Origin of the sequence: Desulfosporosinus metallidurans (assembly GCF_001936615.1) — a bacterium.
GTDB lineage: Bacteria > Bacillota > Desulfitobacteriia > Desulfitobacteriales > Desulfitobacteriaceae > Desulfosporosinus > Desulfosporosinus metallidurans.
Genome location: NZ_MLBF01000018.1, coordinates 43444 through 69273, shown reverse-complemented (window position 1 = coordinate 69273; position 25830 = coordinate 43444). Strand labels below are relative to the sequence as shown.

Annotated in this window: 27 protein-coding genes and 1 pseudogene; 25 read left to right on the top strand and 3 right to left on the bottom strand. The window is 42.4% G+C overall.

Annotated elements, in window-relative coordinates:
- The first annotated feature begins 168 nt into the window (after nt 1-168).
- The 13 genes from DSOL_RS12885 to DSOL_RS12820 all read left to right on the top strand — a co-directional run bounded on the left by DSOL_RS12885 (nt 169) and on the right by DSOL_RS12820 (nt 10346).
- Nucleotides 169-882 carry a zinc dependent phospholipase C family protein gene (locus DSOL_RS12885; protein WP_075365254.1) on the top strand — a complete coding sequence of 238 codons (714 nt, stop codon included), beginning with the start codon at nt 169-171 and terminating at the stop codon, nt 880-882.
- A 77-nt stretch (nt 883-959) separates the two neighbouring features.
- Complete coding sequence (locus tag DSOL_RS12880) at nt 960-2111, top strand: MGDG synthase family glycosyltransferase (RefSeq protein ID WP_075365250.1); 1152 nt, start codon at nt 960-962, stop codon at nt 2109-2111.
- Between the two features lie 464 nt (nt 2112-2575).
- Complete coding sequence (locus tag DSOL_RS12870; RefSeq protein WP_427854402.1) at nt 2576-2749, top strand: carbon-phosphorus lyase complex subunit PhnI; 174 nt, start codon at nt 2576-2578, stop codon at nt 2747-2749.
- Complete coding sequence (locus DSOL_RS12865; RefSeq protein WP_075365249.1) at nt 2722-3318, top strand: ABC transporter permease subunit; 597 nt, start codon at nt 2722-2724, stop codon at nt 3316-3318. The genes DSOL_RS12870 and DSOL_RS12865 overlap by 28 nt, the downstream gene beginning before the upstream one ends.
- A 255-nt stretch (nt 3319-3573) precedes the next feature.
- Nucleotides 3574-3948, top strand: coding sequence for a hypothetical protein (locus DSOL_RS12860; protein WP_139314466.1), 375 nt, complete (start codon nt 3574-3576; stop codon nt 3946-3948).
- Nucleotides 3945-4169 (top strand): hypothetical protein, encoded by a 225-nt coding sequence (locus tag DSOL_RS12855; RefSeq protein ID WP_235838806.1) that lies wholly within the window; start codon nt 3945-3947, stop codon nt 4167-4169. Before DSOL_RS12860 ends, DSOL_RS12855 begins: the two co-directional genes overlap by 4 nt.
- 234 nt (nt 4170-4403) lie before the next feature.
- On the top strand, nt 4404-5090 hold the full coding sequence (locus DSOL_RS12850; protein WP_075365248.1) for a response regulator transcription factor: 687 nt from the start codon (nt 4404-4406) through the stop codon (nt 5088-5090).
- Between the two features lie 100 nt (nt 5091-5190).
- Nucleotides 5191-6057 carry a phosphate ABC transporter substrate-binding protein gene (locus DSOL_RS12845; protein ID WP_075365247.1) on the top strand — a complete coding sequence of 289 codons (867 nt, stop codon included), beginning with the start codon at nt 5191-5193 and terminating at the stop codon, nt 6055-6057.
- 319 nt (nt 6058-6376) lie between these two features.
- A complete protein-coding gene (gene pstC, locus DSOL_RS12840) occupies nt 6377-7258 on the top strand; it encodes a phosphate ABC transporter permease subunit PstC (protein WP_075365246.1) in 882 nt (293 codons plus the stop codon).
- Nucleotides 7255-8100, top strand: a complete 846-nt coding sequence (gene pstA / locus DSOL_RS12835; protein ID WP_075365245.1) for a phosphate ABC transporter permease PstA — start codon at nt 7255-7257, stop codon at nt 8098-8100. Before pstC ends, pstA begins: the two co-directional genes overlap by 4 nt.
- Before the next feature lie 33 nt (nt 8101-8133).
- On the top strand, nt 8134-8886 hold the full coding sequence (pstB, locus tag DSOL_RS12830; RefSeq protein WP_075365244.1) for a phosphate ABC transporter ATP-binding protein PstB: 753 nt from the start codon (nt 8134-8136) through the stop codon (nt 8884-8886).
- A gap of 114 nt (nt 8887-9000) precedes the next feature.
- Nucleotides 9001-9660 (top strand): phosphate signaling complex protein PhoU, encoded by a 660-nt coding sequence (phoU, locus tag DSOL_RS12825; RefSeq protein ID WP_075365243.1) that lies wholly within the window; start codon nt 9001-9003, stop codon nt 9658-9660.
- An 80-nt stretch (nt 9661-9740) separates the two neighbouring features.
- Complete coding sequence (locus tag DSOL_RS12820; RefSeq protein WP_075365242.1) at nt 9741-10346, top strand: 4Fe-4S dicluster domain-containing protein; 606 nt, start codon at nt 9741-9743, stop codon at nt 10344-10346.
- On the opposite strand, the gene DSOL_RS12815 is transcribed toward DSOL_RS12820, so the two are convergent.
- Nucleotides 10333-11052 (bottom strand): Crp/Fnr family transcriptional regulator, encoded by a 720-nt coding sequence (locus tag DSOL_RS12815; protein WP_075365241.1) that lies wholly within the window; start codon nt 11050-11052, stop codon nt 10333-10335. The genes DSOL_RS12820 and DSOL_RS12815 overlap by 14 nt on opposite strands.
- A gap of 632 nt (nt 11053-11684) precedes the next feature.
- Here DSOL_RS12815 and DSOL_RS12810 point away from each other — a divergent pair.
- The 4 genes and pseudogenes from DSOL_RS12810 to DSOL_RS12795 all read left to right on the top strand — a co-directional run bounded on the left by DSOL_RS12810 (nt 11685) and on the right by DSOL_RS12795 (nt 17152).
- A pseudogene (locus DSOL_RS12810) lies at nt 11685-13416 on the top strand (sigma-54 interaction domain-containing protein).
- Nucleotides 13417-13614: 198 nt separating this feature from the next.
- The gene (gene gap, locus DSOL_RS12805; protein ID WP_075365240.1) at nt 13615-14625 is read left to right on the top strand and encodes a type I glyceraldehyde-3-phosphate dehydrogenase; all 1011 of its coding nucleotides are present in this window, start codon (nt 13615-13617) and stop codon (nt 14623-14625) included.
- 18 nt (nt 14626-14643) lie between these two features.
- Nucleotides 14644-16377, top strand: coding sequence for a pyruvate kinase (gene pyk, locus DSOL_RS12800; protein ID WP_075365239.1), 1734 nt, complete (start codon nt 14644-14646; stop codon nt 16375-16377).
- Nucleotides 16378-16399: 22 nt separating this feature from the next.
- Complete coding sequence (locus DSOL_RS12795) at nt 16400-17152, top strand: DeoR/GlpR family DNA-binding transcription regulator (RefSeq protein WP_075365238.1); 753 nt, start codon at nt 16400-16402, stop codon at nt 17150-17152.
- Between the two features lie 136 nt (nt 17153-17288).
- Here the strand turns inward: DSOL_RS12795 and DSOL_RS12790 are convergent, their stop codons facing one another.
- Nucleotides 17289-17576 (bottom strand): hypothetical protein, encoded by a 288-nt coding sequence (locus DSOL_RS12790; RefSeq protein ID WP_075365237.1) that lies wholly within the window; start codon nt 17574-17576, stop codon nt 17289-17291.
- 240 nt (nt 17577-17816) lie between these two features.
- Between DSOL_RS12790 and DSOL_RS12785 the strand changes: the two genes are divergently transcribed.
- The gene (locus tag DSOL_RS12785) at nt 17817-18473 is read left to right on the top strand and encodes an MBL fold metallo-hydrolase (protein ID WP_235838809.1); all 657 of its coding nucleotides are present in this window, start codon (nt 17817-17819) and stop codon (nt 18471-18473) included.
- 15 nt (nt 18474-18488) lie between these two features.
- Here DSOL_RS12785 and DSOL_RS12780 read toward each other — a convergent pair whose 3' ends face one another.
- Nucleotides 18489-18683 carry a DUF896 domain-containing protein gene (locus tag DSOL_RS12780; protein WP_075365235.1) on the bottom strand — a complete coding sequence of 65 codons (195 nt, stop codon included), beginning with the start codon at nt 18681-18683 and terminating at the stop codon, nt 18489-18491.
- A 156-nt stretch (nt 18684-18839) separates the two neighbouring features.
- On the opposite strand from DSOL_RS12780, the gene DSOL_RS12775 reads away from it, so the two are divergent.
- The 7 genes from DSOL_RS12775 (at nt 18840) to miaB (ending at nt 25819) form a co-directional block, all read left to right on the top strand.
- The gene (locus DSOL_RS12775) at nt 18840-20294 is read left to right on the top strand and encodes a peptidoglycan DD-metalloendopeptidase family protein (protein ID WP_075365234.1); all 1455 of its coding nucleotides are present in this window, start codon (nt 18840-18842) and stop codon (nt 20292-20294) included.
- Between the two features lie 98 nt (nt 20295-20392).
- The gene (locus tag DSOL_RS12770) at nt 20393-20827 is read left to right on the top strand and encodes an acyl-CoA thioesterase (protein ID WP_075365233.1); all 435 of its coding nucleotides are present in this window, start codon (nt 20393-20395) and stop codon (nt 20825-20827) included.
- 74 nt (nt 20828-20901) lie between these two features.
- Nucleotides 20902-21024: a hypothetical protein gene (locus tag DSOL_RS29530; protein ID WP_282433545.1), complete on the top strand. Its 123-nt coding sequence runs from the start codon at nt 20902-20904 to the stop codon at nt 21022-21024.
- Between the two features lie 162 nt (nt 21025-21186).
- Nucleotides 21187-22047 (top strand): DegV family protein, encoded by an 861-nt coding sequence (locus tag DSOL_RS12765; RefSeq protein WP_075365232.1) that lies wholly within the window; start codon nt 21187-21189, stop codon nt 22045-22047.
- Nucleotides 22048-22061: 14 nt separating this feature from the next.
- Nucleotides 22062-23318: a D-alanyl-D-alanine carboxypeptidase family protein gene (locus DSOL_RS12760; RefSeq protein WP_075365231.1), complete on the top strand. Its 1257-nt coding sequence runs from the start codon at nt 22062-22064 to the stop codon at nt 23316-23318.
- Nucleotides 23315-24364, top strand: a complete 1050-nt coding sequence (gene ytvI, locus DSOL_RS12755; protein ID WP_075365230.1) for a sporulation integral membrane protein YtvI — start codon at nt 23315-23317, stop codon at nt 24362-24364. The genes DSOL_RS12760 and ytvI overlap by 4 nt, the downstream gene beginning before the upstream one ends.
- Nucleotides 24365-24490: 126 nt before the next feature.
- On the top strand, nt 24491-25819 hold the full coding sequence (miaB, locus tag DSOL_RS12750; RefSeq protein WP_075365229.1) for a tRNA (N6-isopentenyl adenosine(37)-C2)-methylthiotransferase MiaB: 1329 nt from the start codon (nt 24491-24493) through the stop codon (nt 25817-25819).
- Nucleotides 25820-25830 lie beyond the last annotated feature (11 nt).

Below are 25830 nucleotides of genomic sequence, written 5' to 3'. Positions count from 1 at the left end.
CCTATAACTGAATAAGCAGGAAATATAAAATTGGCTGAGTGCAATAATCCCTTAATAAATAACTTAAATTTAACAGAACTTAGTAATTTCTTAACATGAGAATAATACCTTCTTTACAGTCATGCCTTAAAATTATCTCAAGTACAAAGGAGAGGTGTTGACTTGGATATGTATGAGAAGATTATTGGTCAGACACTTGGTAAGATGACAAAGTTGCTTCTTGCTACGGCGGGTCCCTTGCAATATTTTCTCGACACCCCAGGCGTAACCCATGTTCATTGTCTGGAACAGGCATATCTTGCTTTGAAGCATGATGGAAAAGAGGATGTAGCCAAATTATTCAAGGCTCATCACTCAATGCTGACAAAAGGTTTATACTGGGCTGACCGCGGTTGGAAAAACGTCAATCATTTTTACAGCCATCCTGACAAGCAAGGAATCATTGGCTGGCCTGGTGCAACGGCGGAGTGCCAGTACTATTTCAATAGGGCTTTCACTTTTTTCCCAAAGAACGTTGCTAAAGGTATGTTCTTTTTGGGAGCAGCGCTACACCTAGTACAAGACATGTGTGTGCCACACCATTCCTTGGGAATTGTTTTCGACGGTCACAAAGAGTTCGAAACATGGGCAACTCAAAACTGGAATAAGTTCCCTGAAACAAGTGGCTTGTATTTGCCATTTTCTCACCCAGCCCAATGGATTGATCATAATGTTAGCGTTTCTGGTCCTCTATATCCCTTTGTATCTCAGAACGAAGGGTGTTCTGAAGAGAGCTATGAAAAGGCGTCAGAAATATTGATCCCGCTGACAATTGCTACTTCAGCGGGTTTTTTAGATTTTGCCTGTAATCGGTTAGATGGTTTAACATTGCGACTTGTGTAGATTTCAGATGAGTTCCTTCTGGCTTTCTACTAAGGTCAGAATAGTGAGAAAAAAGATGTTGAGAGGGAGGGCCAGAGTTGAAACAGTTAAGGATTCTCGTATTCTCTGCAGGGTTTGGAAACGGACATTTTCGGGCGGCAGAAGCTGTTATTGAAGGTATACTTATTAAGGAGCCTTTTGCAAAAATTATTCATTTAGATTTTGGCGATTTTTTGAGTAAGCGGTTAAACACCATGGCTAAAAACTTATACATTGAGATGATTAAACATACCCCAAAGCTTTGGGGAAGATTTTATTATAAAACAGCTAAACTCCAACCCGAATCGATGATTCAACGTTTTTTGAATCAATTGGGTCGCAGTGATTTTCTTAAATACATCCAGGCGTTTGCACCAGATCTCATTGTCTGCACTTATCCCACAGTTTCTTCGATTCTAGCCCAACTCAGGCTTGAACGAATTCTTCATGTTCCGGTGATTACCATAATGACAGATTATGCTGTTCACAGTCATTGGGTCCATCCAGGTGTTGATCGCTACATGGTGGCCTGTACAGAGGTAAAGGAAAGTTTAGTGTCCTGGGGAATTGAAGCACAACGTATTCATGTGACGGGGATCCCGATCAGCCCGAAATTCGAAGGGGAAATGAATCGAGGGCACATTATTTCCAAGCTAGGCTTAAATCCGGATCTTCCCACCTTTCTTGTGATGGGAGGGGCGTACGGGGGGGTGAAAAGCGTGAAAAGAATCTGCAAGAGACTCGCAGATTCTTTGGTCCCGGTTCAATCTATTATCGTTTGTGGAAAAAATGAAAAGCTATATCACTTTTTAGAAGAAGTAAGTGTGCAGGCTCGTAACCTCATCGTGCGGTTAGGGTATGTTCATAATGTTGAGGAATTAATGGAGGTTTCCGATTTGATTATCACTAAGGCGGGCGGATTAACGGTTTCCGAGGCGTTAACGAAGCACTTGCCGCTGGTTATCTTCAAGCCGATCCCAGGGCAGGAAGATGAAAATGCACAGTTTGTGCAACGCCTAGGCGCTGGACACGTAGCAGGTACTGAAGCGGAATTGGAACAGCTTCTCAACCGCTTCTTAAGTTATCCCGAGGATATTGAAAGAATGCAGGAAAAAGCAGCGATAGCTTTACCTGGCCGCTCCACAGAACGGGCCGTAGATGATTTGATTCAATTAGCGTTGGATTTGAGAATGAAGCAAAAAATCGGATAATCAAATGTGAAAAGGAAGAAGACTAATTGATGATTAGAAAGAAAAGAACCGAAGTATTAATCAAAGGTTCAGAAGAGGTTCCCATAAAATAACACAAGAAATACTTAAAATTTATCATGTTAAGACCATTGAAGAACCTAATAATAGTCTTGTTATGGTTAAAGTACGGGAAAGCGCTCAACAAAGCTTATTCTATCTAGGCGAGGTATTTATTAAATGACGCTCAACCGGAGGACCAGGAGAGGGCATTCAGAACGGCCTATCCAGGAGATTTGCGGGACCCACACAAAGCAGCAACAATTTCATTGAAGCAAACTCTGTGAGTAATGACAGGGATTTAAACTGACGGGTCCAGGAATCGAAAAGAAGAGCTATGTCAAAGTGTTGCAGTAAAAGGCGGAACTCTTGCCATTGAAGAATCAATTTAACGACTGAAGTATGAGCGGCTGAAAAAGGGTATAGTTTTGGATTGTCAAGAAATTGAAAGTGAAATGCGCTACCTGATCGACCAGGTTATGTCGGAAAGCAGCCTTTACAGTGAAACCCTGGCAGCGATAACAATTAAGCAGGCCGAAGGAAGCCCTGAAGAAGCGGTTTTTGTGCTGAGATCGTGGGTTCTTTCACCGCCTTTTCCCTAGAAAAAGCACCCCCAAAATTACAGGCAGGACTGGACTCTCTGATCTGGGTGGTGTTTTTTGTCCCGTCTTATGTCATTGCCCAGGGTTGGGTCATCCTGATGCAGGATCAAGGGATTATGTCTCAATTGCTCGGTTTGCCCAACGGCTGGTCAGCTTGGTTCTTTACCCGTTTTGGCTTGATCTTAATTATGGGTCTGCGTTATTTCCCCTATGTGCATTTTAGTATGCAACAGGCCCTACGCAATATTAACAGTGACCAAGTGGAAGCGGGCTATCTAGCAGGGGCAAGCCGGAGGCAAATTATGAGGAGCATTCTCTTGCCTCTTTTAGCCCCAGCCTGGTTAGCTGGCGGATCCATTGCTTTTGCCGAAGGATTTGGGGACTTTGGCATAGCTGCAGCGATAACCCCTCAGACCCATATTCCCATCGCTACTTACCAGATTTATGCCTCGTTAAGCGAAGCCCCGGTGAATTACCCGGCTTGCTGCCGGGATGTCCCTAGTGGTAGTAATGGTCACTGCCTCTGCCATTGTTCTCCAATTTTGGTGGCTCAAAAAGAAAAATTATAATACAGTTTCCTCTTCGACCAAACAGGTCTTCGTCAAGGGAAAAAAAGGTTGGTCAATGGTTGTCGGCACTTTTATGGTGTTGATAGCAGCCTTGCTTCGAGCAACCCTTTGTGCCTCTAACAGATATCGATGCAGGGGTCATCACGAACGGAGATGTCAGCTGGTCTGGCCCCATATGAATGTCTTTGAAAATTTAGCGTTTAGTCTGAAGATTAAAAAGAGACATCTGCCAGAACTTCCTATAAAAGTGTACTCTTGGAAGGTCTAGAAGTGGCGTTTATTGTCATTACCTTCGGATCTACAGCAGCAACCGATAAATTCAATGGAATCTGGATGGCGACGGTCGGAGCCTCGTTGGCCTTGCTCATCGTCGTGATCCTTGGTCTGGCGATTCGTGGCCCGCTGACGAAGATTCCGGAAAATACCCTGAAATTTTCCGTGGATATTATGCTGGTAACGTTTGGTACCTTTTGGGCCGGAGAAGGCCTGGGAATTCAATGGCCGTATACCGATTTGTTCTTGTTCGTTTTAATCACCTTCTTCCTGGCTTTGAGTGTCATCCTCATCAATTGGCTGAAACCTTATGGAATCAGGCAAAAGAAACTAGCTAGTGCAGGAGGAAATGGATGATGAATATATTGAAAAAGATATTCGACTTTTTCTGCGGCGACTGGAGGACTTTCTGGGGCATCGCCCTTACGATTGCTATAGTTGAATTAGCCAGAAGCTGGGCAGTACCAATTTTAGTTTTGATGGTCTTATTTCTGCTCGGTATTTCGCTGAGTTTGGGATTTTCTCTGAGACGAGAAATTACAATGAGGGAAAGGAAAAAGAGCACCAAATCGACGTAACGCAGATCCATGAAGTCTTTGAGAATCCTGCCCCTTGTGTCAATATCACAGTGGATGATGTTGGTGTTACAGAACAAAAGGAAAACGGACGTAATAAGGATTCCGTACCAAAAGATTTAACAATAACTTTACATTCCATTCATCCAGATTTTACATACAACTATTATTATATAGCTAGTTGTTTTTCAGAATGAAAATTAGTAAAGGAGGGCCTTTATTAGGGGGAGTTATAGTGTGACCAAAGTTTTACTTATAGAGGACGACGTCCAAATTCAAGAACTGGTTCGGTATAACCTAGAAAAAGAAGGGTTTGCTGTTTTTACCGCCTCCGATGGCGAGCAAGGGTTAGATCTCGCCAGGAGAGAAAAACCAGACCTTATAATCCTAGATCTAACGCTACCTGTGATCGATGGCTATGATGTGTGTAAAATACTACGGGCCCAAAATGATACTGCAGCCATCCCAATCATAATTTTAAGTGCCCGTGACGATGTAGCAGACAAAGTAATCGGACTTGAGCTTGGAGCTGACGATTACATAACTAAGCCGTTTAGTTCTAGAGAATTATTTGCCAGAATTAAGGCAAGACTAAGAGAAGAACAACGGAAAAATGAGCTATCAAATGGTCCTTTGAGGTGGGGGACATTAGAGATAGTTCAGGAAAGTTACATTGCTACTATAGCTGCTAAGCCATTAAACTTAACGGTGAAAGAATTCGAACTGTTGGTGCTCTTCGTAGCCAACCCTTACCAAGTATTTAGCCGCGAATACCTAATCCAGAAGGTCTGGGGCTACCTTTCCAGCACGGATAGCAGAACAATTGATGTCCATATTAGCCATTTGCGCAATAAGCTAAAGACTTTAGGACCAGTTCTAGAATCGGTAAGGGGAGTAGGATACCTTTTTGCTCGTCGGGAATAAAATCAAAATTTAACTTAAACTTTACATTCATTTCATTAAGACTTTACAAACTTCCGGTATAATCAATTTGTGCTAAAGGAAATTTAAGGAGGAAACAAAATTGTTTAAAACGAAATCAAAAATTGCTCTTGTAAGTACGACTTTGATTGCTCTAATGGTATTGGCCGGATGTGGCCAAACTGCTGCTCCGACGACACCAACACCAAGCGCTACAACCATTGACAAGAAAACTATCTCTGCTGCAGGCTCAACAGCACTCCAACCACTTGTTAAAATAGCTGCAGACGATTTTATGGCCAAAAATCCCGGTGTTCAAGTAAACTTAAGCGGTGGTGGGTCTTTTACAGGTCTAAACAATGTGGCTAGCGGCTCTGTGGATATTGGTAACTCCGATGTATTTGTGACGGATGAACTGAAAGATAAAGGATTGGTCGACCATCAAGTTGCGGTAGCGCCTTTCCTAATAATTGTTAATAAAGATGTTACTTTGGATAACATAACCAAAGCTCAATTATCGGACATCTTTACCGGAAAGATTACCAACTGGAAAGATGTTGGTGGTAAGGACGCCAAGATATCCATTATCGGGCGAGCTAAATCTTCGGGTTCCCGCGCGACTATAGTTAAGATCGTGATGGACGGTAAAGACTTCACGGATGCAGCCGCCGCCCAAGATTCTACTGGTAACTTGATCACAGGTGTCGCCCAAACTCCAGGATCAATTGGCTATATCGACGCAGCCTACCTGAAAGACACCGTCAAGGCTTTAAAGTACAATGGCGTAGCGTTTAGCGCTGATACCGTAGGTAATGGTCAGTATCCTATTTATGCCTTAGAACACATGTACACCAAAGGGGCAGCAACAGGAACGGTGAAAGCTTTACTAGATTATATTACAAGCCCAGAATTCCAAGATAAAAACGTAGAGAAGAGTGGATTCGTGGCGATCAACAAGCTTAAAAAGTAACACGAAGTAAAGTGCATAGAAGTTTAGGTATAAAATAGGAGCAAGGCTATTCCTTGCTCCTATTTTATTACGATCAAACTTAGCATAAGAAAGTATTAAGAATTCCATAAAAGGAAATCTTATAGAGGGAGTGGAAATTAAATTAGTATACAGGATTTGGGTCCTTAACCGCTACTTTTAACCTAAACTTTACAATCTCTTAATCATACCTTAACACAAATGAGTTAAGGTATTAGCAGGCTAGCCTATTCGATATCAGTATAGAATAAGAAACAACTGCAGTCTAAGAAGTATAGAGAATATCTGGAGGTGTAACAGGTTGCATCACCGTAAGGCTTGGGTGTATTTTAATGACCGCTTGTCGCGTTATTTATTTATAAGTAGCGCCGTTTTGGTCTCCTTAATAATTTTATGCATAATTTGGTTCGTAGGTATGCAGGGATTTTCCACGTTTCGACAGGTCAGCGTCATTGATTTTTTTACAAGTAGCAAATGGAGTCCCGACAGTGGTCAGTTCGGTGCCCTCACTTTTATAGCCGGTTCGATTGGCACGACTTTAATGGCGATCGTAATTGGTGGGCCACTGGGACTGGCTGGGGCTGTGTTTTTAGCAGAGATTGCTCCACCATGGATGCGTGCTATCATGCGCCCGGCTACTGATCTTTTTGCAGGAATCCCTTCTGTCGTTTACGGATACGTTGGACTTACGGTCATTGTAGGCTTTATACGAAAGTCAACCAACTCGTCGACAGGCTATGGGGTGTTGGCTGCTGGGATCGTATTAGCGATCATGATTTTACCAACGGTTATAAGTCTATCGGAGGATGCTTTACGCTCATTGCCAGGAACCTATAATGAAGCTTCCCTTGCCTTAGGTGCAACCCGTTGGCAGACAATCCATAGGGTCCTTGTTCCTGCCGCTTTGCCGGGAATCTTGACAGCCATCATATTAGCGATGGCTAGGGCCATAGGCGAGACAATGGCGGTACAAATGGTGATCGGCAATTCGCCTCGCTTACTTAGTTCTTTAGTTAGTCCTACGTCAACTTTAACCAGTAACATAGTTATGGAAATGGGGAACACTCCATTTGGCTCAACTTGGAATAATGCTCTATTTTTGATGTCCTTTATTCTTCTGATCATAGCCTTGGTCCTGATTATCCTTGTTCGAACAGCAGTGCGAAAGGGGGCGGTACGTTGAAAGCTCGGCATACTGATCGTTTTGCGAGTATTATGCTATGGTTAGGGGCTCTGGTCATTGTAGGTTTATTGGTGGCGTTTTTAGCTCTGATTTTGGTACGGGGTCTTCCTTATCTGAACCCTGATTTTTTTAATGGTCCAGACGGGGTAAGAGGCCAATTATTTAACTCCTTCTATCTCCTTGCCCTTTCACTGGCTTTTTCTCTACCCGTGGGGCTAGGAGCCGGAATTTACTTGGCAGAATATGCCCCGAAAAACAAATTAACCGACCTCATTCGTTTAAGTACAGAAAGCCTAGCCACCGTTCCTTCCATCGTCTTTGGCCTCTTTGGCATGATCATTTTTGTAAATAAGTTGGGTTTGGGATTCACTATCCTAGGAGGATCCGCTACTCTGGCATTACTCAACTTGCCGATTTTAGTGCGTGTTACAGAAGAATCCCTACGAGCAGTGCCCAGAAGTTACCGTGAAGCAAGTTTAGCGTTAGGTGCAACGATGTGGCAGACCTTACGAAAGGTCATTCTGCCAACAGCCTTGCCAGGGCTTATAACAGGGATTACCCTTGTTGCAGGTAGAGCATTGGGTGAGACGGCTATCTTAATCTTTACGGCTGGTATGAATGTATCACGTATACCGTTTGACGTTAATCCTTTGGCTGCAGGAGAGACTTTAGCGGTTCACCTATTTGCCGCTAAGTCAAATCCGTTGCCAGGGACAAATGCTGACCAAATTGCGGACGGGACAGCCGCACTGCTTATAATTATGGTCATAGTCTTTAACCTCTTTTTAACAATACCCAGCCGTTGGTTACAATATCGACTCCTAGGGAAAAATAGGGAGTAGCACCCAGTAACTTCGTTATAAGGAGAAATTAAAATGGATAAGATTGTGGTCAGTAACCTCGACCTTTTTTACGGTGATCAGCAAGCTTTGAAGACTATAAGTTTAGCTATGGCGGAGAAAAGCGTGACAGCTCTGATTGGTCCCTCAGGCTGCGGAAAGTCCACTTTTTTGAGATCTCTCAATCGGATGCAAGATTTAATTCCAAATGTGAAAATTTTGGGCCAAGTTAGGATCGATGGGCAGGACATCTATGCTGACGATACTGATGTTGTCTTGCTCAGAAAGAGGGTGGGTATGGTTTTCCAGAACCCTAATCCTTTTCCAAAATCGGTTTTCGAAAATGTCGCTTATGGTCCCCGTATCCATGGGGAAGCGGATAAGAAACGATTGAACGAAATAGTTGAGACTAGTCTACATGGAGCCGCTTTATGGAACGAAGTTAAAGATCGCCTACATAAATCAGCGCTGGGACTTTCGGGTGGGCAGCAGCAACGGCTCTGTATAGCCCGTTTATTAGCGGTTGAACCTGAAATATTGTTAATGGATGAACCGACATCAGCACTTGACCCCATTTCTACGATGAAGATTGAAGAGCTGATTGCTGAGTTGAAAAACAAATACACAATCATAATTGTAACGCATAATATGTACCAAGCGTCCCGGGTTTCAGACAGAACTGCGTTCTTTTTAAATGGAGAATTAATTGAAGAAGATGTTACGAGTAACCTCTTTACTCGACCGGCTATGAAGAAAACGGAAGATTATATATCCGGTCGTTTCGGATAATTGAAAATGCCTGGCTCCCATATGAAAATCATAAGACACTAATGACTTGAACTTAACTTGTTTAAAGGAAGCTGTACAACTTATAACTTCTAGATAACGAGAGGAGGGATCGAGATGACGACTCGCCAGAAATTTGATAATGACTTGGAAGAACTTCGTCTAAATATTTTAGACCTAGGAAAGATCGTAGATCAACAAATTGGCCAAGCCGTTGAATCCTTGGTTAACCAGGACATGGAATTAGCCAACACTGTTGTGGCGGGGGATCTAGCAGTCAACGATCTACAAGCTGTCATTGAGAAGCAATGTATCCTTTTAATTGCCACTCAACAGCCCTTTGCCCGTGATTTACGCAAGTTAGTGGCTGGCTTTAAAATCTCCATCTACTTAGAAAGAATGGGAGATTTGTCAGTTGACCTGGCAAAGTTAACCATTAGAATTGGCCAAGAAAAATTGATTAAGCCCCTAATTGACATCCCGCGTATGAGTATCTTGGTGCAGGAAATGCTCAATAGAGGGCTAAAAGCATACATCCAGGAAGACTGCGAGTCCGCAGCTCTAATGGCTCTAACCGATGATGAAATTGACCTAATCTATTCTCAAGTTTTTGAGGAACTACGGCTTATCATGATGAAAGATCCGTCCCAAGTAACTCAAGCTAATTATCTTCTCTTTGCCTGTCGCTTTCTTGAACGTTTAGGAGACTATTGTACAAATATTGCCGAGGAGATTATGTATCTCTGCACTGGAAAGAGAATGGATTTAAACGAATGAAACTGTGATTCAAGCCACACCATCGTAATACTATTAATGTTAAAATACCCCCAGGACTATAGTTCTCTGGGGGTATTTATATGCAACAAAGTGGATTTCAGATTGAACATTGCCGTTCAAATTGCCCAAAATCAGCACGTGACTGGCATAATCTTTATGAATTACTGAGCACAAAGCTTACTTCGCTGAACTTAGTCGAAACGCTTAAGGACAAGTTTAACCCAATTATGTATCATCATCTCCCGAAGGTTTGTTTAGCCGGATGTCCTAATGGATGTTCCCAGCCGAACATTAAGGATTTTGGTATTTCTGGTTATGTAACCCCGCAAATTACCGCTGCTCCGTGTATAGGATGTAATGCATGTGTCCGTTCTTGCTTGGAAATGGCTATAACTTGTCAGGCAGATGGGATCATCATCGACAAAAACCGCTGTCTTTCCTGTGGGGATTGTCAAGGTGTCTGTCCTTCAGGTACGCTCATTGCAGGGGAGAGCGGTTGGACTTTACGTGTTGGTGGTCGAGTTGGACGCCACCCTCAATTTGCCAAGTCCGCAGGTCAAGTCCAAACAGATGAAGAGGCTGTGGCCTGGGTCTCTCAGACCATGCTTGGATATATTGAGGATGGACGACCAGAAGAACGATTAACACACTTCCTCGAGCGCCAGAAAACCCTTAACCTAGAGTAGAGTGCGAACGGGCAGAACGCTCGTGAATCCATTGTCGTAGATGATCGAGATTGAGAACGGTAATGTTTTTTTTCTTAATCTCGATCATATTTTTCTCTTTCAACTCTCCCAGAATTCTGCTAACGGATTCCCGAGCGAGGCTACACATGCCTGCAAGCTCTGTTGTGGATAGGGGAATACTAATTAGAACTCCGTTTAAAGACGGCTGACCATGTACATGGGCCAAAGCATAAAGCTTAGCCCCCAAACGCAAACGCGCATCCCCTAGGGAAAGATTCCTGATTTGTCGGTAGGACCGCCGCAAATCTAAAGCAAGTTCGCGGTAAAAGACCCACAGGACGGAAGGGTTATCTTCTAGATACCGCATAAAGTTTTGACGATCAAGTGTCAAAACTTCTGTCTCTTCGAGACAAAGAGCCGCATGGGGATAAGGTTTTCCGTCTAGGATTACTTCAGGGAAAAAAATTGGAGCATTAAGTACACGAATAATCTTCTCCGAAAACTCGCCCATTAAGTACAACCGAATTCTGCCATTGATGAGGAAATAAACTGTGTTTCCCTCATCGCCTGAGAAATAAAGGTATTGCTTGGGTGCATAACGACGAATTCGGCCATGGGCTAAGCAGAAATCTACACACTCCAGTGGTAATTTACCTGCGAAAAGTTTATGAGTTAATAGTTCACGAACTTGCTGTTCCTTAGTCACGTTATCCCCCCTTTTTGTACTTTGTTGCTTGGAGTGTAAAAATTTGCTCTTTTATTATAACACGCTTATATAATGGATATAAGATTCTTCTCTTGGGGCTTTTGAATACGAAATGGCATACGAATTTTATGATCGGAAATACTATTCTCAGGTTCGATTCGATAGTTAGACTTGAAAGGAAGGATATATATGGGTGCTCATAAGAAAGTTTCGCGGCCGAAATCCCCGGTTACTGTACGAGACCCTCATTATCAAGAGTTTGACACACACAAAGAGAGAAATATTCAAAAACCGTTCCCTCGAATCACTTAGAAAAGGTGGAGTGTGCTTACAGCACGCTCCGCCTTTTTTATACCAATCAGAAAGTATAAATTTCGGGTGGGTCCCTTCTCGCCATCCTTGGCCAGCGCATAAGTGCAACTAAGGCGACCGCCTTCGCTAAAGCTTGGCGCTAGCTAAGTTTTCTTTAAGTTAGAGGCTGGTTTGAGTACCTCAAAAACACTTCTTTGTAATAGTTTGTCATCAATGACTAAACATGCCCGAACATGCCTGACAATTAGCTGTTCAAGAAGGATTTGGCTTCTTTTAGTCGAATAATGCGGAAAGTACCTAAAATGCGGGAGGTCTCGCCAATGTTAATGGAGGAACAAGCCGTCTCAATCACCCTTAGCGAAATTTTGGACAATATGGATAACGCAATTATTGCTGTTAACCCCCAAGGTCTAATTATTTTTGCTAACCAAGCTGTATTTAAGATATTAAAAATCCCAGTGCAGGATATTATAGGTCAGCCTGTAAACACATATTTTCCTGGTACGAGGCTACTCAAGGTTCTTGAAAATGGAATTGCTGAGTTAGGGCAAAGGCTGACACTTAATGATACTGTTTTATTAAGTAACCGAACTCCGCTTTACGTAGATGGTGAATTGGTTGGAGCCGTGGCGGTATTTCAAGACATTACGATTCTTCAAAATTTTCTGGACAATTTAGTGATAGAGCATGAGAAAACTAAACAACTCCAACGTACCCTCGAAGTAGTCCTTAACACGGCTTATGATGGACTTATTGTGGTTAATAAAAAGGGCGTGGTCACGATGACAAATCAGGCTTTTGCCAGATTTTTTTTATCAATCTCCCGATGATATGATTGGCAAGCCTATTACCGAGATTTATGAAAACCCAAAATTCACAGACGTTCTTGAAACTGCCCAGCCAGTACACGGATACATCCATGATTTGAATGGACATGAAATTATTGCCAGCAGAGTTCCGATCATTCAGGATGGGAATATTGTCGGAGCAGTGGGAAAAGTTGTTTTCAAAGACGTCAATGAACTCTACGCCTTAACGAAAAAAGTTGATTCGCTGCGTTCTGAATTGGATTACTATAAAAATACCATGTTACAGAAAAATAGTTCCGCACTGGAGCTCTTAAAGGGGAAAAACCCCCTAATGGTTTCATTGGTTGATACCGCCCTTCGTGTAGCAAAATCAGGTTCTACAGTTTTATTAAGGGGAGAAAGTGGAACGGGAAAAGAACTATTTGCTCAATTGCTTCATTCCGAAAGCTTTCGTAGGCAAGGTCCTTTTATTAAGGTTAACTGTGCCGCTGTACCCGAAAATCTACTCGAATCTGAGTTATTCGGTTATGACGAAGGAGCCTTTACTGGCGCCATCAAAGGAGGCAAGCTTGGTAAATTTGAGCTGGCTGATGGAGGAACCTTGTTTCTGGACGAAATTGGAGATATGGAAATGGCCATGCAAGCCAAGTTATTGCGTGTTATCCAGGAACGGGAAATTGAACGCTTAGGAAGCAGCAAAGCTCGTAAAGTAGACGTGCGATTAGTGGCCGCGACCAACCGTGATCTCGAAGCCATGATTCGGGACAAACAATTCCGCGAAGACCTTTATTATCGTCTAAACGTTGTGACATTAACCATTCCACCGCTACGAGATAGGATGGATGACGTTGAAGGTTTAATTGATACATTCTTAAAGAAATTTAATCATCAGTTTGCGAAATCAGTAACTGAAATAAGCTCAGAATCGAAAAGTGTTCTGATGAAACATCTCTGGCCAGGCAATATTCGTGAACTTGAAAACGTCATTGAGAGGGCCTTCAACATGCTTGACGGCTCTGAAATTCAGCTTAAACACTTACCAAACTATTTGCAAATCTTAGCCGGCCATGAAACGCGTCCGTTTGTCGGAGGCGCGTTAGAAAATATTCTTAATAGAGTGGAAAAAGAGGCTCTTATCTATGCGCTTAATAATGCTAATGGAAATAAAGTTCAAGCAGCGAAAACGCTCGGTTTATCACGGGCTGGTTTATACAAGAAATTGATTAAGCATGGACTACATTAAACGCATGATTTAACTTGCAGAGCTATGCTTGCAAGTTTTTCACCTTTTTGGGAACCATAAACCCATAATGCGAAATTTCTTGTGTAAGTAAACATCTAGCAAGCAGGAATTTGTTTATATGCACAGAATAATGTTTATCATAAGCATTATTAAATGCATTGTCCGGATTAGTCCGGATTATTATGAGGAGGTTACTAAATGAGTTTACGAGTAGCTATTAACGGGTTTGGTAGAATTGGCCGACTTACTTTGCGTGCCGCGTTAAATCAATCTCTTCCCTTTGAAGTGGTTGCCATTAATGATTTGGGGAGTCCGGATTTATTAGCCCATTTATTCAAGTATGATTCAGTACACGGCATACTGCCTAACTCAGTGGAAATTGACGGTCGTACGATGATTATTGATGGGAAACGAATTGAAATTTTAGCTGAAAAGAATCCTCTGGATTTGCCCTGGAGTAAACTCGGGGTAGATCTTGTAATCGAGTCAACCGGTCGTTTCACGAAGCGTGACGCCGCTGCACAACATCTTACCGCAGGAGCCAAAAAAGTTGTCATTTCCGCTCCGGCTAAAAATGAAGATATCACCATCGTCATGGGGGTTAACGACGATAAATATGACCCGTCAAAGCACCACGTTATTTCTAATGCTTCCTGTACAACGAACTGCCTTGCTCCCGTAGCCAAAGTATTACTAGACGCTTTTGGGATTGAACAAGGAATGATGACAACGACCCACTCAGTCACAAATGATCAACGGATTTTGGATCTTGAACATTCAGACTGGCGTAGATCAAGAGCTGCCTATCAATCCATGATTCCAACAACCACGGGTGCAGCCAAAGCCGTCACCCTGGTCATACCAGAATTAGAAGGAAAAATGAATGGACTAGCTGTCAGGGTCCCTACGCCAAATGTATCTTTGGTTGATTTCGTAGCGAATTTAACCAAACCAACAACCAAAGAAGAGGTTAATAACACGTTACGCCAAGCGGCTGATGGAAAATTGAAGGGCTATCTTGAATATACAGAATTGCCTCTTGTGTCTCACGATTTTAATGGTAATCCAGCCAGTTCTATTGTGGACGGACTATCGACTATAATGCTTGGAGATCGCATGGTCAAAGTATTGGCTTGGTATGATAACGAATGGGGCTATTCAAATCGGATTTTAGATTTAGTGAAGCTTATTGTAACGAAGGGCTTGTAGGCTAGGAGGTAATGCACCATGAGAAGGACTAAAATTGTTTGTACAATTGGCCCGGCAAGTGAGTCCAAGGAAAAGGTTCAATCTCTTCTAGCAGCAGGTATGGATGTTGCGCGACTGAATTTTTCTCACGGTACTCACGAGGAACATGGTCGTAGAATTGCTGTACTAAAAGAGGAAGCTGCTAAAATTGGGAAGCATCTGGGGATTCTTCTCGATACTAAAGGGCCGGAAGTACGTACTGGAATGGTTCCTGAAGAGGGCATTACTCTTGAAAATGGCTCAGAATTTAGTCTAGACACAACTCTCGACCTTGGTAATCAACTGCGGGTTGGAATCACGTATACTAATTTGTGGAAGAGAGTCAACCAGGGTACCCATATTCTGATCGATGACGGTCAACTAGATTTAGAAGTGACATCCGTAGATAATGGAACTATTCGAACGATAATTAGAAATGGCGGAATCTTAAAGTCGCAAAAAGGGGTCAATGTACCAGGCGCTCTGATCGACTTGCCCGCTGTGACAGAAAAAGATATAGAGGATATTCGCTTTGGCATTTCTCAAGGAATTGACTTTATCGCAGCTTCCTTTACGCGTAAGGCCGCAGATGTTCTAGCCGTGCGTCGGGTTGTTGAAGAAATGGGAGCCGATGTCCACATTATTGCCAAAATCGAAAGCCAAGAAGGACTGACTAACTTAGACGCCATTCTTGAAGTCGCTGATGGTCTCATGGTTGCGCGCGGGGACCTTGGGGTTGAAATTCCGGTTGAAGAGGTTCCTATTAAACAGAAAGAAATGATTCGAAAGTGTAATGTATTGGGCAAACCTGTTATTGTCGCAACGCAAATGCTTGATTCGATGATCCGCCAACCTCGGCCAACTCGAGCGGAAGCAAGTGATGTTGCCAATGCGATCTGGGATGGAACGGATGCCATTATGTTATCGGGTGAAACAGCCGCTGGCCTTTTTCCAGTGGAAGCCGTTCGCATCATGGATAGAATTTCCCAAAGAACTGAACAAAACTATCTAAATAATCAAGCAACCCGACATTCTCAGCTTAACGTAGCCGAAGCAATTAGTTTTGCAAGTTATACAATAGCTAAAGATCTCGAAGCTGCTGCAATTCTTACCCCTACGCATTCAGGTTTGACCTCACGGATGATTTCTAAGTATCGGCCAATTGCCTTGATCGTCGCCGCAACTCCTTTTGCTTCCACAGCTAGGAAATTATCTCTGCAATGGGGTGTTCAACCCCTTCTTGTCCCGCAAAGTTCAGGAACGGATCAAATGTTATCCGTTGCTGTCAATACATCCTTAAATCAAAACTATATACATGCTGGTGATGTGGTGGTCATAACGGCGGGCGTTCCCATTGGTAAGGTTGGCTCCACGAATATGATCAAGGTTCAAATCATGGGAAATATTTTGGCTAAAGGGACTGGAATTGGGCGTAAGTCCTATTCTGGCTTTGCACGCAAAGTTCAAATTCCGGAGAAAGATACGTTCAATGATGGAGATATTCTTATTGCGCAGAGAACCGATGCGAACTTTGTACCCCTTATTGCGCGAGCAGGTGCGTTAGTCGTCGAAGAGGGTGGTTTAACCTCACACGCGGCCATTGCCGCCCTGCAATATGGGATTCCAGCGATCGTTGGTGCTCAAGAAGCTGTTTCCAAGGTATCGACTGGCCAGACTTTGACGGTTGATGCCCTGACCGGTGTCATGTATGAGGGCTCGATAAGTATTCTCTAGAAATAATGAGAGGAGGGAGATCGTGAGTTCTGAAAGGCAGGATGAGATTCATTGCTTACTCCAAGAACATGGGAACTTAACCGTGATAGAATTAGCGCAGCGGTTTAAGGTATCTGAAATGACAATTCGGCGTGATCTCAAGAACCTTGCTGCGTTAGGTTTAATTCAACGCGAACATGGACGAGCGATCTACCCTCCTGTAACTCCTATGGATACTTTGATAATGATGAGTATGGGAGAGGCTGAACGTGAAAAGGCCAGAATTGGCCATTTAGCAGCAACTCTAATCTCTGAAGGAGACTCCATAATTTTAGATGCCGGGACTACGACCTTAGCGGTAGCACAAGCGCTGACAACAAAATGCACTGTGATTACCAATTCTTTACCAATTGCCAGCGTTCTTGGTAATCGAGATGAAATCACATTACTCATGACCGGGGGAGAAGTACGACGTAACACCTTTGCACTTGTCGGACCGATGACACGATCCGTTTTTACAGGTTTTAATGCGGACAAATTGTTTTTAGGAGCTACTGGAGTGAACATCGAACGTGGTTTGTCTACTGCCAACATGTTAGAATCTGAAGTTAAACAAGCCATGCTCAAAGTAGCCAAAGAAGTTATCCTAGTTGCCCACAGTGCTAAAATAGGTCAAGTTTGTTTTCATACATTTGCTCATTGGGACAGCGTGCAAACACTCGTTACCGACTCCGGATTATCGGTATCCATTAAGGATGAACTAGCACTCATGGGCGTTAAAGTCTTACTCGCTTAGAGTCAAGGTCATGCTCTGTTCATTTGTTCAAGGCAATCGAGCTATGGTTTGAGTAAAAAATAAAGCGTACAGTATCTCTATCTACTGTGCGCTTTATTTTTTATGCTAGATTGCTAGAATTTAACGTTTAATCCGTTTACTTAGGGAGATCGAATGTGTCTTTCCTGTGACGTTTAAATCCTTTAAGTTGGTGCGTGAAACTCCCTGTATTCGTCATTTGATCGTCAATGGTATCCTTATCAATTGTACTATGAGCACGGTCATTTAAAACGTCAATCATTCCCGCTTCCTGTAACTCGCTAGCAATTTCAAAGAGCGAATCGCGTTTATTCTCTGGTAAACGATTTACAAACCGATTTATTTTTACAGGGGGGACAAGATTTCGGATTTTTACTCCTCCGTACTTCAAAATGCGTTCTGGCAAAGAGATCCTCCTCCTTGAATTAAACGTTTCTCATAACTTGAAGTTATTATTTGCTTATTCCGTGAAACAAATACATGAATCACATTATCTAAATCAATTCAAATTTAATGAAGGTATTTTTATTTTATTGTCGAATAGAAAGATATTAAGAGAAAGACAGTAAAAGTGCCGTCTGTTCTGACCATAATGGGTAAGAACAGACAGCACTTTTGCCTTTGAACGGAGGAAATATCCTTGTTAGTGACTGACGGTATACATAGGATTGAAGGGGTAAAGGGAGCGAATGTTTATCTTGTGACGGGTTCGCAACTATTGTTGATTGACACCGGGTTTCCTGGTCAAGAACACAGAATCTGTAATTATTTAAACTCAATTGGGATTGAACCCACAGCACTGAAAGGGATTGTTCTGACTCACCATGACGTCGATCATGTCGGAAGCGCCCTAAGAATGCAGCAACTTGCCAAATGCTCCATTTATGCGCATTCTTTAGAAATACCCTATATTCTTGGTCAAGTGAATCGTCCCGGCATTAAACGCTGGTTACCGATGGCCACCCGCCTGCTCTACGGAAAGCTGATTTCTCCTACAGAGCTGCATCCGTTAACGGGGATCGAATTTGAAGACTGGGAAATCATCCATACACCCGGTCATACGCCTGGCCATATTATTCTCTACCGTAATGGCGTCGCAATCGTAGGAGACCTCTTTCAGGGTGGAGAGATTCGCTTAGCTCCGAGTATTTTCACCTGGAACACAGATAAATTGCGAGAATCTGCCCAAACAGTCATTGAACGTCCTCTGCGCTGGATTTTACCCGGACACGGTCCTGCAACGCCTGCTTCAAGTCATTGGCTTGAGAAACTGCAGAACTCTCTAAGAAGGATCAGCGGTTAACCCTTTGTTTATATCTTATTGTATAGGAAGATTTTCGGTAATTATAACTTTGTTCAGAGTATCCTTGACTTGTCCGCGAATAAATGTTAAATACTCCTGGCGCAAGGCCTCTTGTTCATCTCGCTCCCATGCTTCAAGGCCATTGGACCTTTGTTTTCGTGCTAGCTCGTTTATTCGTTCGATAAGTACATTAATGGGTGGAGTGGTCAAAGTGAAAATTCTCCTCTCGTCATAGTCTGTTTGAAGGTCAACAATTTTTTACCACATTATAGCATATCAGCAAAAATAATGACAGATTTGTTCCTATGCTGATGAATGAATGCTATAATAAACGGAAAACGTCTAAATAAACGAATGGGGGATAGGATGAAAAAGTTAATATCACGTGTAACTATTCGGATCGAAGCATTCACTTTAAATTTTAAATTATGGAGTTCTAGACTTCTACATAGACTATCATGGAAATCACCTACATTTATTGTTGGAACGATTTCGTTTATTATGGTCATTGGAAGTGCCACAGTATACCTTAGTAGTACAGCTTCTGCTGCCTATCTTGTCGTCAACGGTCAAAAGACAGGAATCGTCGGGAGTGTCGAAATAGGTCAACATCTTGTCGATGAAATTTTGGCTAAACGCGGACAGGCCATTAATAAGGCTGCTAAAACGAATGACCATATTGAGTATCAACTAGTACGAGTCAAAAAGGCGGAACTCTTAGGGGAGATGTCCACTAAGATTGAACTGGAAAAAAAGCTTACCTCCTATATTGATGGGTATGCTTTAGACATCGCGGGAACTCAGATCGCTATTTTGCCTAACCAAGAAGATATTCAAAAAGTTCTTAAAACATATCAAGAATTCTATACGAATCCAAGTGACAATAACAAATTAACCTCAGTAGAATTTAGTGAATCCACTTCTACTAAACCTGTCGAAGCGCAACCAGATCAGGTCAAACTACCCGATCAAGTTTTGAAAGAGCTAAAAGATGGCAAGATAACCACAACAGAATACACGGTTCAAGCGAATGATTCTTGGTGGCTGATTGCTCGCAAAAACGATATGAAAACTAAAGAAGTTTTAGCCAGTAATCCGGGAATGACGGAAGATAGTAAACTTCAGGCAGGGCAGAAAATCAAACTTGTGTCGGTTACTCCGTATTTGACCGTCATGAGTAAGGGGATCTTAACCAGTACTGAAATTATCGCATTTGATGTAGTTACAAACACGGATACAAAACTTGCCAGAGGAGAATCAGTTGTTAAGGAACAAGGTAGTGATGGGGAAAAATTGGTGACTTACTCCTATCTCCAAAAGAATGGAAAGGACATAACCAAACAAGTCATTAACGAGAAAGTGATCAAATCACCCGTTTCCCAAGTGGTTGACAAAGGACCAAGTAGCACGCCAGTTTCTGTGGCTTATTCCATATCCAGAGGGTCAGGGAGCACTTCGGGGATTGTCTGGCCTTTGAGAGGTTCTATCAATTCGTATTACGGATCTCGCCATGGTAGCTTTCACACAGGAATTGATATTGGTGGGGATGTTGGTGATCCTTACACTGCCGCAGCCTCGGGAACAATCGTGGCCGCTGGATGGGGTGGAGGATACGGTAACATGATCCTCATTGACCATGGAAACGGTGTGATGACACGTTATGCACATTCATCACGACTACTAGTTTCTGTTGGCCAAAGCGTAAGTCGAGGGCAGACCATTGGCTTGGTTGGCACAACCGGGAACTCGACAGGCCCACATTTGCATTTTGAAGTTATTCTCAATGGGGATACTGTTAACCCCTTAAGCTACTTGCATTAAGATAAGAACGACCATCCGCTGAGATGTTTATTGAAGCAATAAACATCTCTTTAAAATAAGAATCAAGATAGTTATGCCAAGTTTAAGGAGGACCTTTAATGGGATTATCTTCAAAAACCAGTTTGCGAGTTCGATATGCTGAAACTGATCAGATGGGTATTGTTTATCACTCCAATTATCTGATATGGTTTGAAGTTGGAAGATCCGAACTTTTCCGGGAACTCAACCTTCCTTATACGTTATTTGAGGAACAAGGGTTAGGCTTGGCGGTCGTAGAGGCTAATTGCCGTTATCGGAAACCAACTCATTACGATGATGAGCTGGTTATTGTTACTGAAATTAAGAGCATTTCCTCGAAAACTGTAATCTTTTCATATCACGTCTATCGCCAAGAAACCCTTTTGGCAGAAGGAAAAACCGTACACGTATTTATTAACAAAGAGGGTCGTTCAACCGACGTACGTGAGTACGCCATCTGGCCACGTTTGCAATCCGTTCTTGAAAATCAAAAACTTGCTGACAATCGTCCTTAAGAGATACAAATCTATTGTGCTTCTTCCTGTGTTATGGTATTATGTATACATAATACAAGGAGAGAAGGGATTCTATGTTTCTTGTAACTTGGATTGAAGGCGAAGAAGTGAATTATCGACTCGTAAAGAAGCAAGAACTTCCAAAATTGATGACTACCCTAGGGCAACATGCGATCATCCAAAGATTAGCATCTTAATCTAAGGTCTATTTCATAAAAGCAGACAGGTATAACTTACGAACAAATACTGATAAAATGCCCATTCTAACGATGGGCATTTATTTTTTGAAGCATTTGGCAGGATAATCTTAGTTTGTCTCGAATAATACTAAGGTTGTATCGTCTTGAGGAGGTTACACCATGTCATTTATTGTTCTTGTTGATAGTGCGTCCGATATACCCTCTGAACGAGCAACTGCAGAAGGTATAGTAACCGTTCCTATGACTGTAACTATTGATGGTAAGACCTTGTTTGAAGGGGTCGACCTAAATACCAAAGATTTCTATGCGCAATTCGATGATTTCATAGAATTACCAAAAACATCCCAGCCCAATCCTAGCACTCTTTTGGAACATTATGAAAGAATCTTGTTTGAGGGACATGAAGTAGTGGCGATTCATCTCTCTTCAGCTTTAAGTTCCACTGTAGCGACCGCTCAAATGTTATGCTCTATGACCTCAGCTCCGGAACGTGTGCATATTATCGATAGTTTGGGAGCTTCATTTGGGTATGGGCTGCTCGCACTTTTCGCTCAACAAATCCTGAGATCAGCAATATCTTGGGAGGAAGCTGAAGCTAAAATACTCTTATTTCGCAAGAGTATGCGTTATGTTTTTACGTTGGATACGCTTGAATACCTCGTTAAAGGGGGAAGAGTGAGCAAAACGGCTGGGTTCATTGGTGGATTGTTGGATGTTAAACCTATCTTGCATATAACGCCGGATGGAAGAATAGAGCCATTTACCAAAGTTCGCTCCCGACGCGCAGCTATTCGCAAATTAGTTGACACAATGGAACAAGATATAACTTATCCTGAGCAACAAGTCATTGGGATCTCGCATTCGGCTTGTTTAGACGATGCAAATAGTCTGGCCGATGAAATTCGTCAGCGATTCAAGGTGAAAGATATCTGGATCAGCGAAATCGGTTGCGTTGTAGGAAGTCACACAGGTCCAGGAACTCTTGCACTTTTTTACCAAAGTGAATCACTATTGAAATAGGAGGATGCACTTCCTTGAAATTCATCACTGCCTTGATCATTGCCATTTTATTGTTTGTCAGTGTGACTCCCACAGCATTTGCTCAAGAAGCTTCCGCTGCAAAAGTTCCGCAGGTACACGGAGAGGGGGCTTACTTGATTGATGTACAGTCAGGGCAAACCCTTTTTATGAAAAATCCTGATGAGCCATTGGCTCCAGCAAGTACAACTAAAATAATGACTGGACTATTAGCGATTGAGCGTGGAAATTTGGATGACACTGTCACAGCGAGTTCTACTATGCTTAATAATAAGCTTGTCTATGGCACTCAAATTTACCTTGTGCCCGGTGAAAAAATGTTATTGAAAGATCTTTTGTATGCTATGTTTTTGAATTCCGCAAATGATGCCGCTGTTGCAATAGCTGAGCATATAGGAAACGACCTACCGAACTTTGTCAAAATGATGAATCAACGTGCTGTCGAAATTGGTGCCACACAGACCCATTTCCTTAACCCGAGCGGTCTAACGGAAACCGGACACGTCACAACGGCTCACGATCTCGCGCTTATAGCACGTGCCGCCTATCAAAATCCTCTGTTCGCACAATATGTCCGAACTAAATCTCATACCATTTCTAGATCAAGCTCGGATGTTCCGAAGTTAATGATTAATGAAAACAAGTTGCTCTGGAGAGATTCTGAGGTAGATGGCATTAAGACGGGCTATACGGCTGTAGCCCAGAACTGCCTTGTCGCTTCGGTGACAAGAGATGGACGTCAATTTATTGGAGTGATACTTAAGTCTCCTGGTCGTGAAATATACACTGATATGCAGGACATGTTTGACTATGGGTTTACTCAATTTAAAGATAGTGTCTATAAATCTTCTGGCTCGGTTATGTCAACGATATATGTGAATAATGAACCCGTGAATCTAATTCTGGATCGCCCTATTTATGTCACGCAAAAACTCAATGAACAAGCTCCTGTTTTAAATTTGCGACTAATTCCGAACTATACCAGTGCGCTTACCTCGGTAGAAGAGGGGCAAGTTGTTGCCCATGTCGAAATTTTGAACGGAGAAACACGTCTAGATAGTGTTCCCTTAAAAACTTCGCGAACAGTTCTGCCACAAGCTCCTAATAAAATTGTGCGTTCAAATCCTATGCCTTGGATTTCTGGTATAATAGGTATCGGAGTCTTTATAACACTCTTCAATAAAAAAAGATACGCCGCTCGCTATAGGAGCAGAGAAGCATTGCTACCGAGTAGAAGGGAGTCTAATTCGTGAATCAAGTTACGAGACTATTCTTCAGTCAGAGTTTGAAGTTCATTGCATTCTGGGTTATTGTTGGTGGCTTCATCTTTCTTATTGGGCATTATATCTATTTATTCTTGCCGTTCATCCTTGCGTTTATTATGACCGCGACTATTAATCCTCTGCGAAACTTTTTAATACGTAAAGTCCGTATCCCTCAAGGGCTTGCTGTTTTAACGGCAATGGTCGTTGAAATTGGGGGATTAGGTGTGATTATTGCTCTCTTGGTTATTCGCCTAATTCGAGAAATCCAAGATATTTATATACACTGGCCTCATTACAATCAATTGTTGCAACGTTTTCTTTCTCATTGGCTAACCAAAGTAGAAATTTATTATTTGCAACTACCGGGCTCCAATAATGAAACCATCAAAAATACCGTCAATAAATTCATTAACTCCATTCCCGCAGTGCTAGCCGATATATTATCGTTTGCCGCTAAAATTCCTGAAATCATTATCGTTATCGTCATTGCTCTTGTCGCTACTTTTTTTATGTCTAACAGCTCCAAGCGCTATCTCAACGAATTTTTGCATGTTTTCCCCCAAGAATGGCGTGAACACCTTAGTGAATTAGGACGGGATTTCTCGCGTGCCTTTGCGGGTTTTGTTAAGGCGGAATTTATAGTATTCCTGATTACTCTGTTTCTTTCCATCGCGGGGTTATTGATGTTCCACACCAAATATGCGATTATTTTAGGAACAATAACAGGGATTTTTGGGATACTGCCTGTTTTAGGAGTCGGCATTATCCTTATACCTTGGTCGATCATAGCCTTTATAAGTGGGCATAGCCTTTTGGGAATTGAACTTATACTTCTGACGACTCTGGTTACTATAGTTAGACATATTATTGAGCCTAAAATTCTGGGTGACAACGTAGGACTTGACCCACTCTTCGTTCTCATTAGTATGTACATTGGACTTGCTTCTACAGGTGTGATTGGATTAATCTTAGGTCCGTTTATTCTTATAGCTTATCAAGCTTTGCAAAAGGCCGGGGTTTTTCGCAATCTCTAAGGGAGAAGTAAGTTCTTAACAAAGCTGTTCAGACCTAGCTCTGACAGCTTTTGTTTGGCTTTTAAACGTTATTTACCGTATAATAAGCCATGAAGATTAAAAGGCATATTTAGGAGTTGACTTTTCTTGGAAAATGAGAAGAAGGTTGTTACGTTAACATACGGTTGTCAAATGTCTGAACGCGATGCCGAAACAATAGCAGAGATCGCCAGCCAAGCTGGATATTCGCGTTCAGAAGACCTTGCAACCGCAGACCTAGTGATTATTAATACCTGTTGTGTCAGAGAAAGTGCCGAAAATAGAATACTTGGAAAGATTGGAGAACTAAAGAAACTTAAAGAGAAAAATCCTAACTTAAAAATTGCCATCAGCGGTTGTATGGTCCAACAACCGGGTGCTTTAGAACGGTTGCAGAAACGAGCACCACACGTGGATATTTGGGCAGGAACTCATAATTTGCATAATTTTCCTTCCTTATTATCTCGAGCAGAACAAGGAAAAAAAGTTGCAGAAGTGTGGCAAGAACCCAAACTTACTTTAGAATCGACGCCACTCGCAGAGCAAGGCAAGTTGCAGGCGAACGTCAATATCATGTATGGGTGCGATAATTTTTGCTCCTATTGCATAGTTCCACACGTACGTGGCAGGGAAAGGAGTCGTAAACCCGAGGAAATTATTCAAGAAATTGAAAACCTTGTAGCAAGTGGATGTCGTGAAGTAACCTTATTAGGACAGAATGTGAATTCTTACGGCAAAGAGTTTTCACCTGCCTACGACTTCGCCGATTTGCTCCGTGCTGCGGATCAGATCCCACACCTACTGCGAATACGCTTTATCACCTCTCATCCTAAAGATTTATCCGATAAACTGATTGAAACGGTTGCTAAGGGTGAGAAACTATGTGAGCACTTCCATCTTCCGATTCAATCAGGCAGTAATTTGATTTTACAGCGCATGAATCGGAAATACACCAGGGAATACTATTTAAGCCGAGTGCAGAAAATCCGTGAACTCATACCAAATGCGAGTTTGACGACGGATATTATTGTGGGTTTTCCTGGTGAAACGGAAGAAGATTTCGAGCAAACGTTGACTATAATGAAATTAATCCATTATAGTCAAGCCTTCACCTTTATGTTTTCCAAACGTTCAGGAACTCTCGCCGCCACTATGGAAGATCAGATTGCTCTAGATGTAAAGAAGCGACGTTTGCAGAGGCTGATGAGTGTACAAAACCAAGAAAGCCAAGATTGGCGGCAACGTATGGTTGGGAAAACCTATGAAGTTCTTGTCGAAGGTCCCAGTAAAACGAATCCTACACGTTTAACAGGACGAACACGCGGGAACGAACTCGTGGTTTTTAAGGGCAATTCTAATCTTGCTGGATCGTTAGCAGACGTAACGATCATTGAAGCAGGAACTTGGACTTTAGTTGGTGAATTAGAAGAATCTTAATAAATCTATAC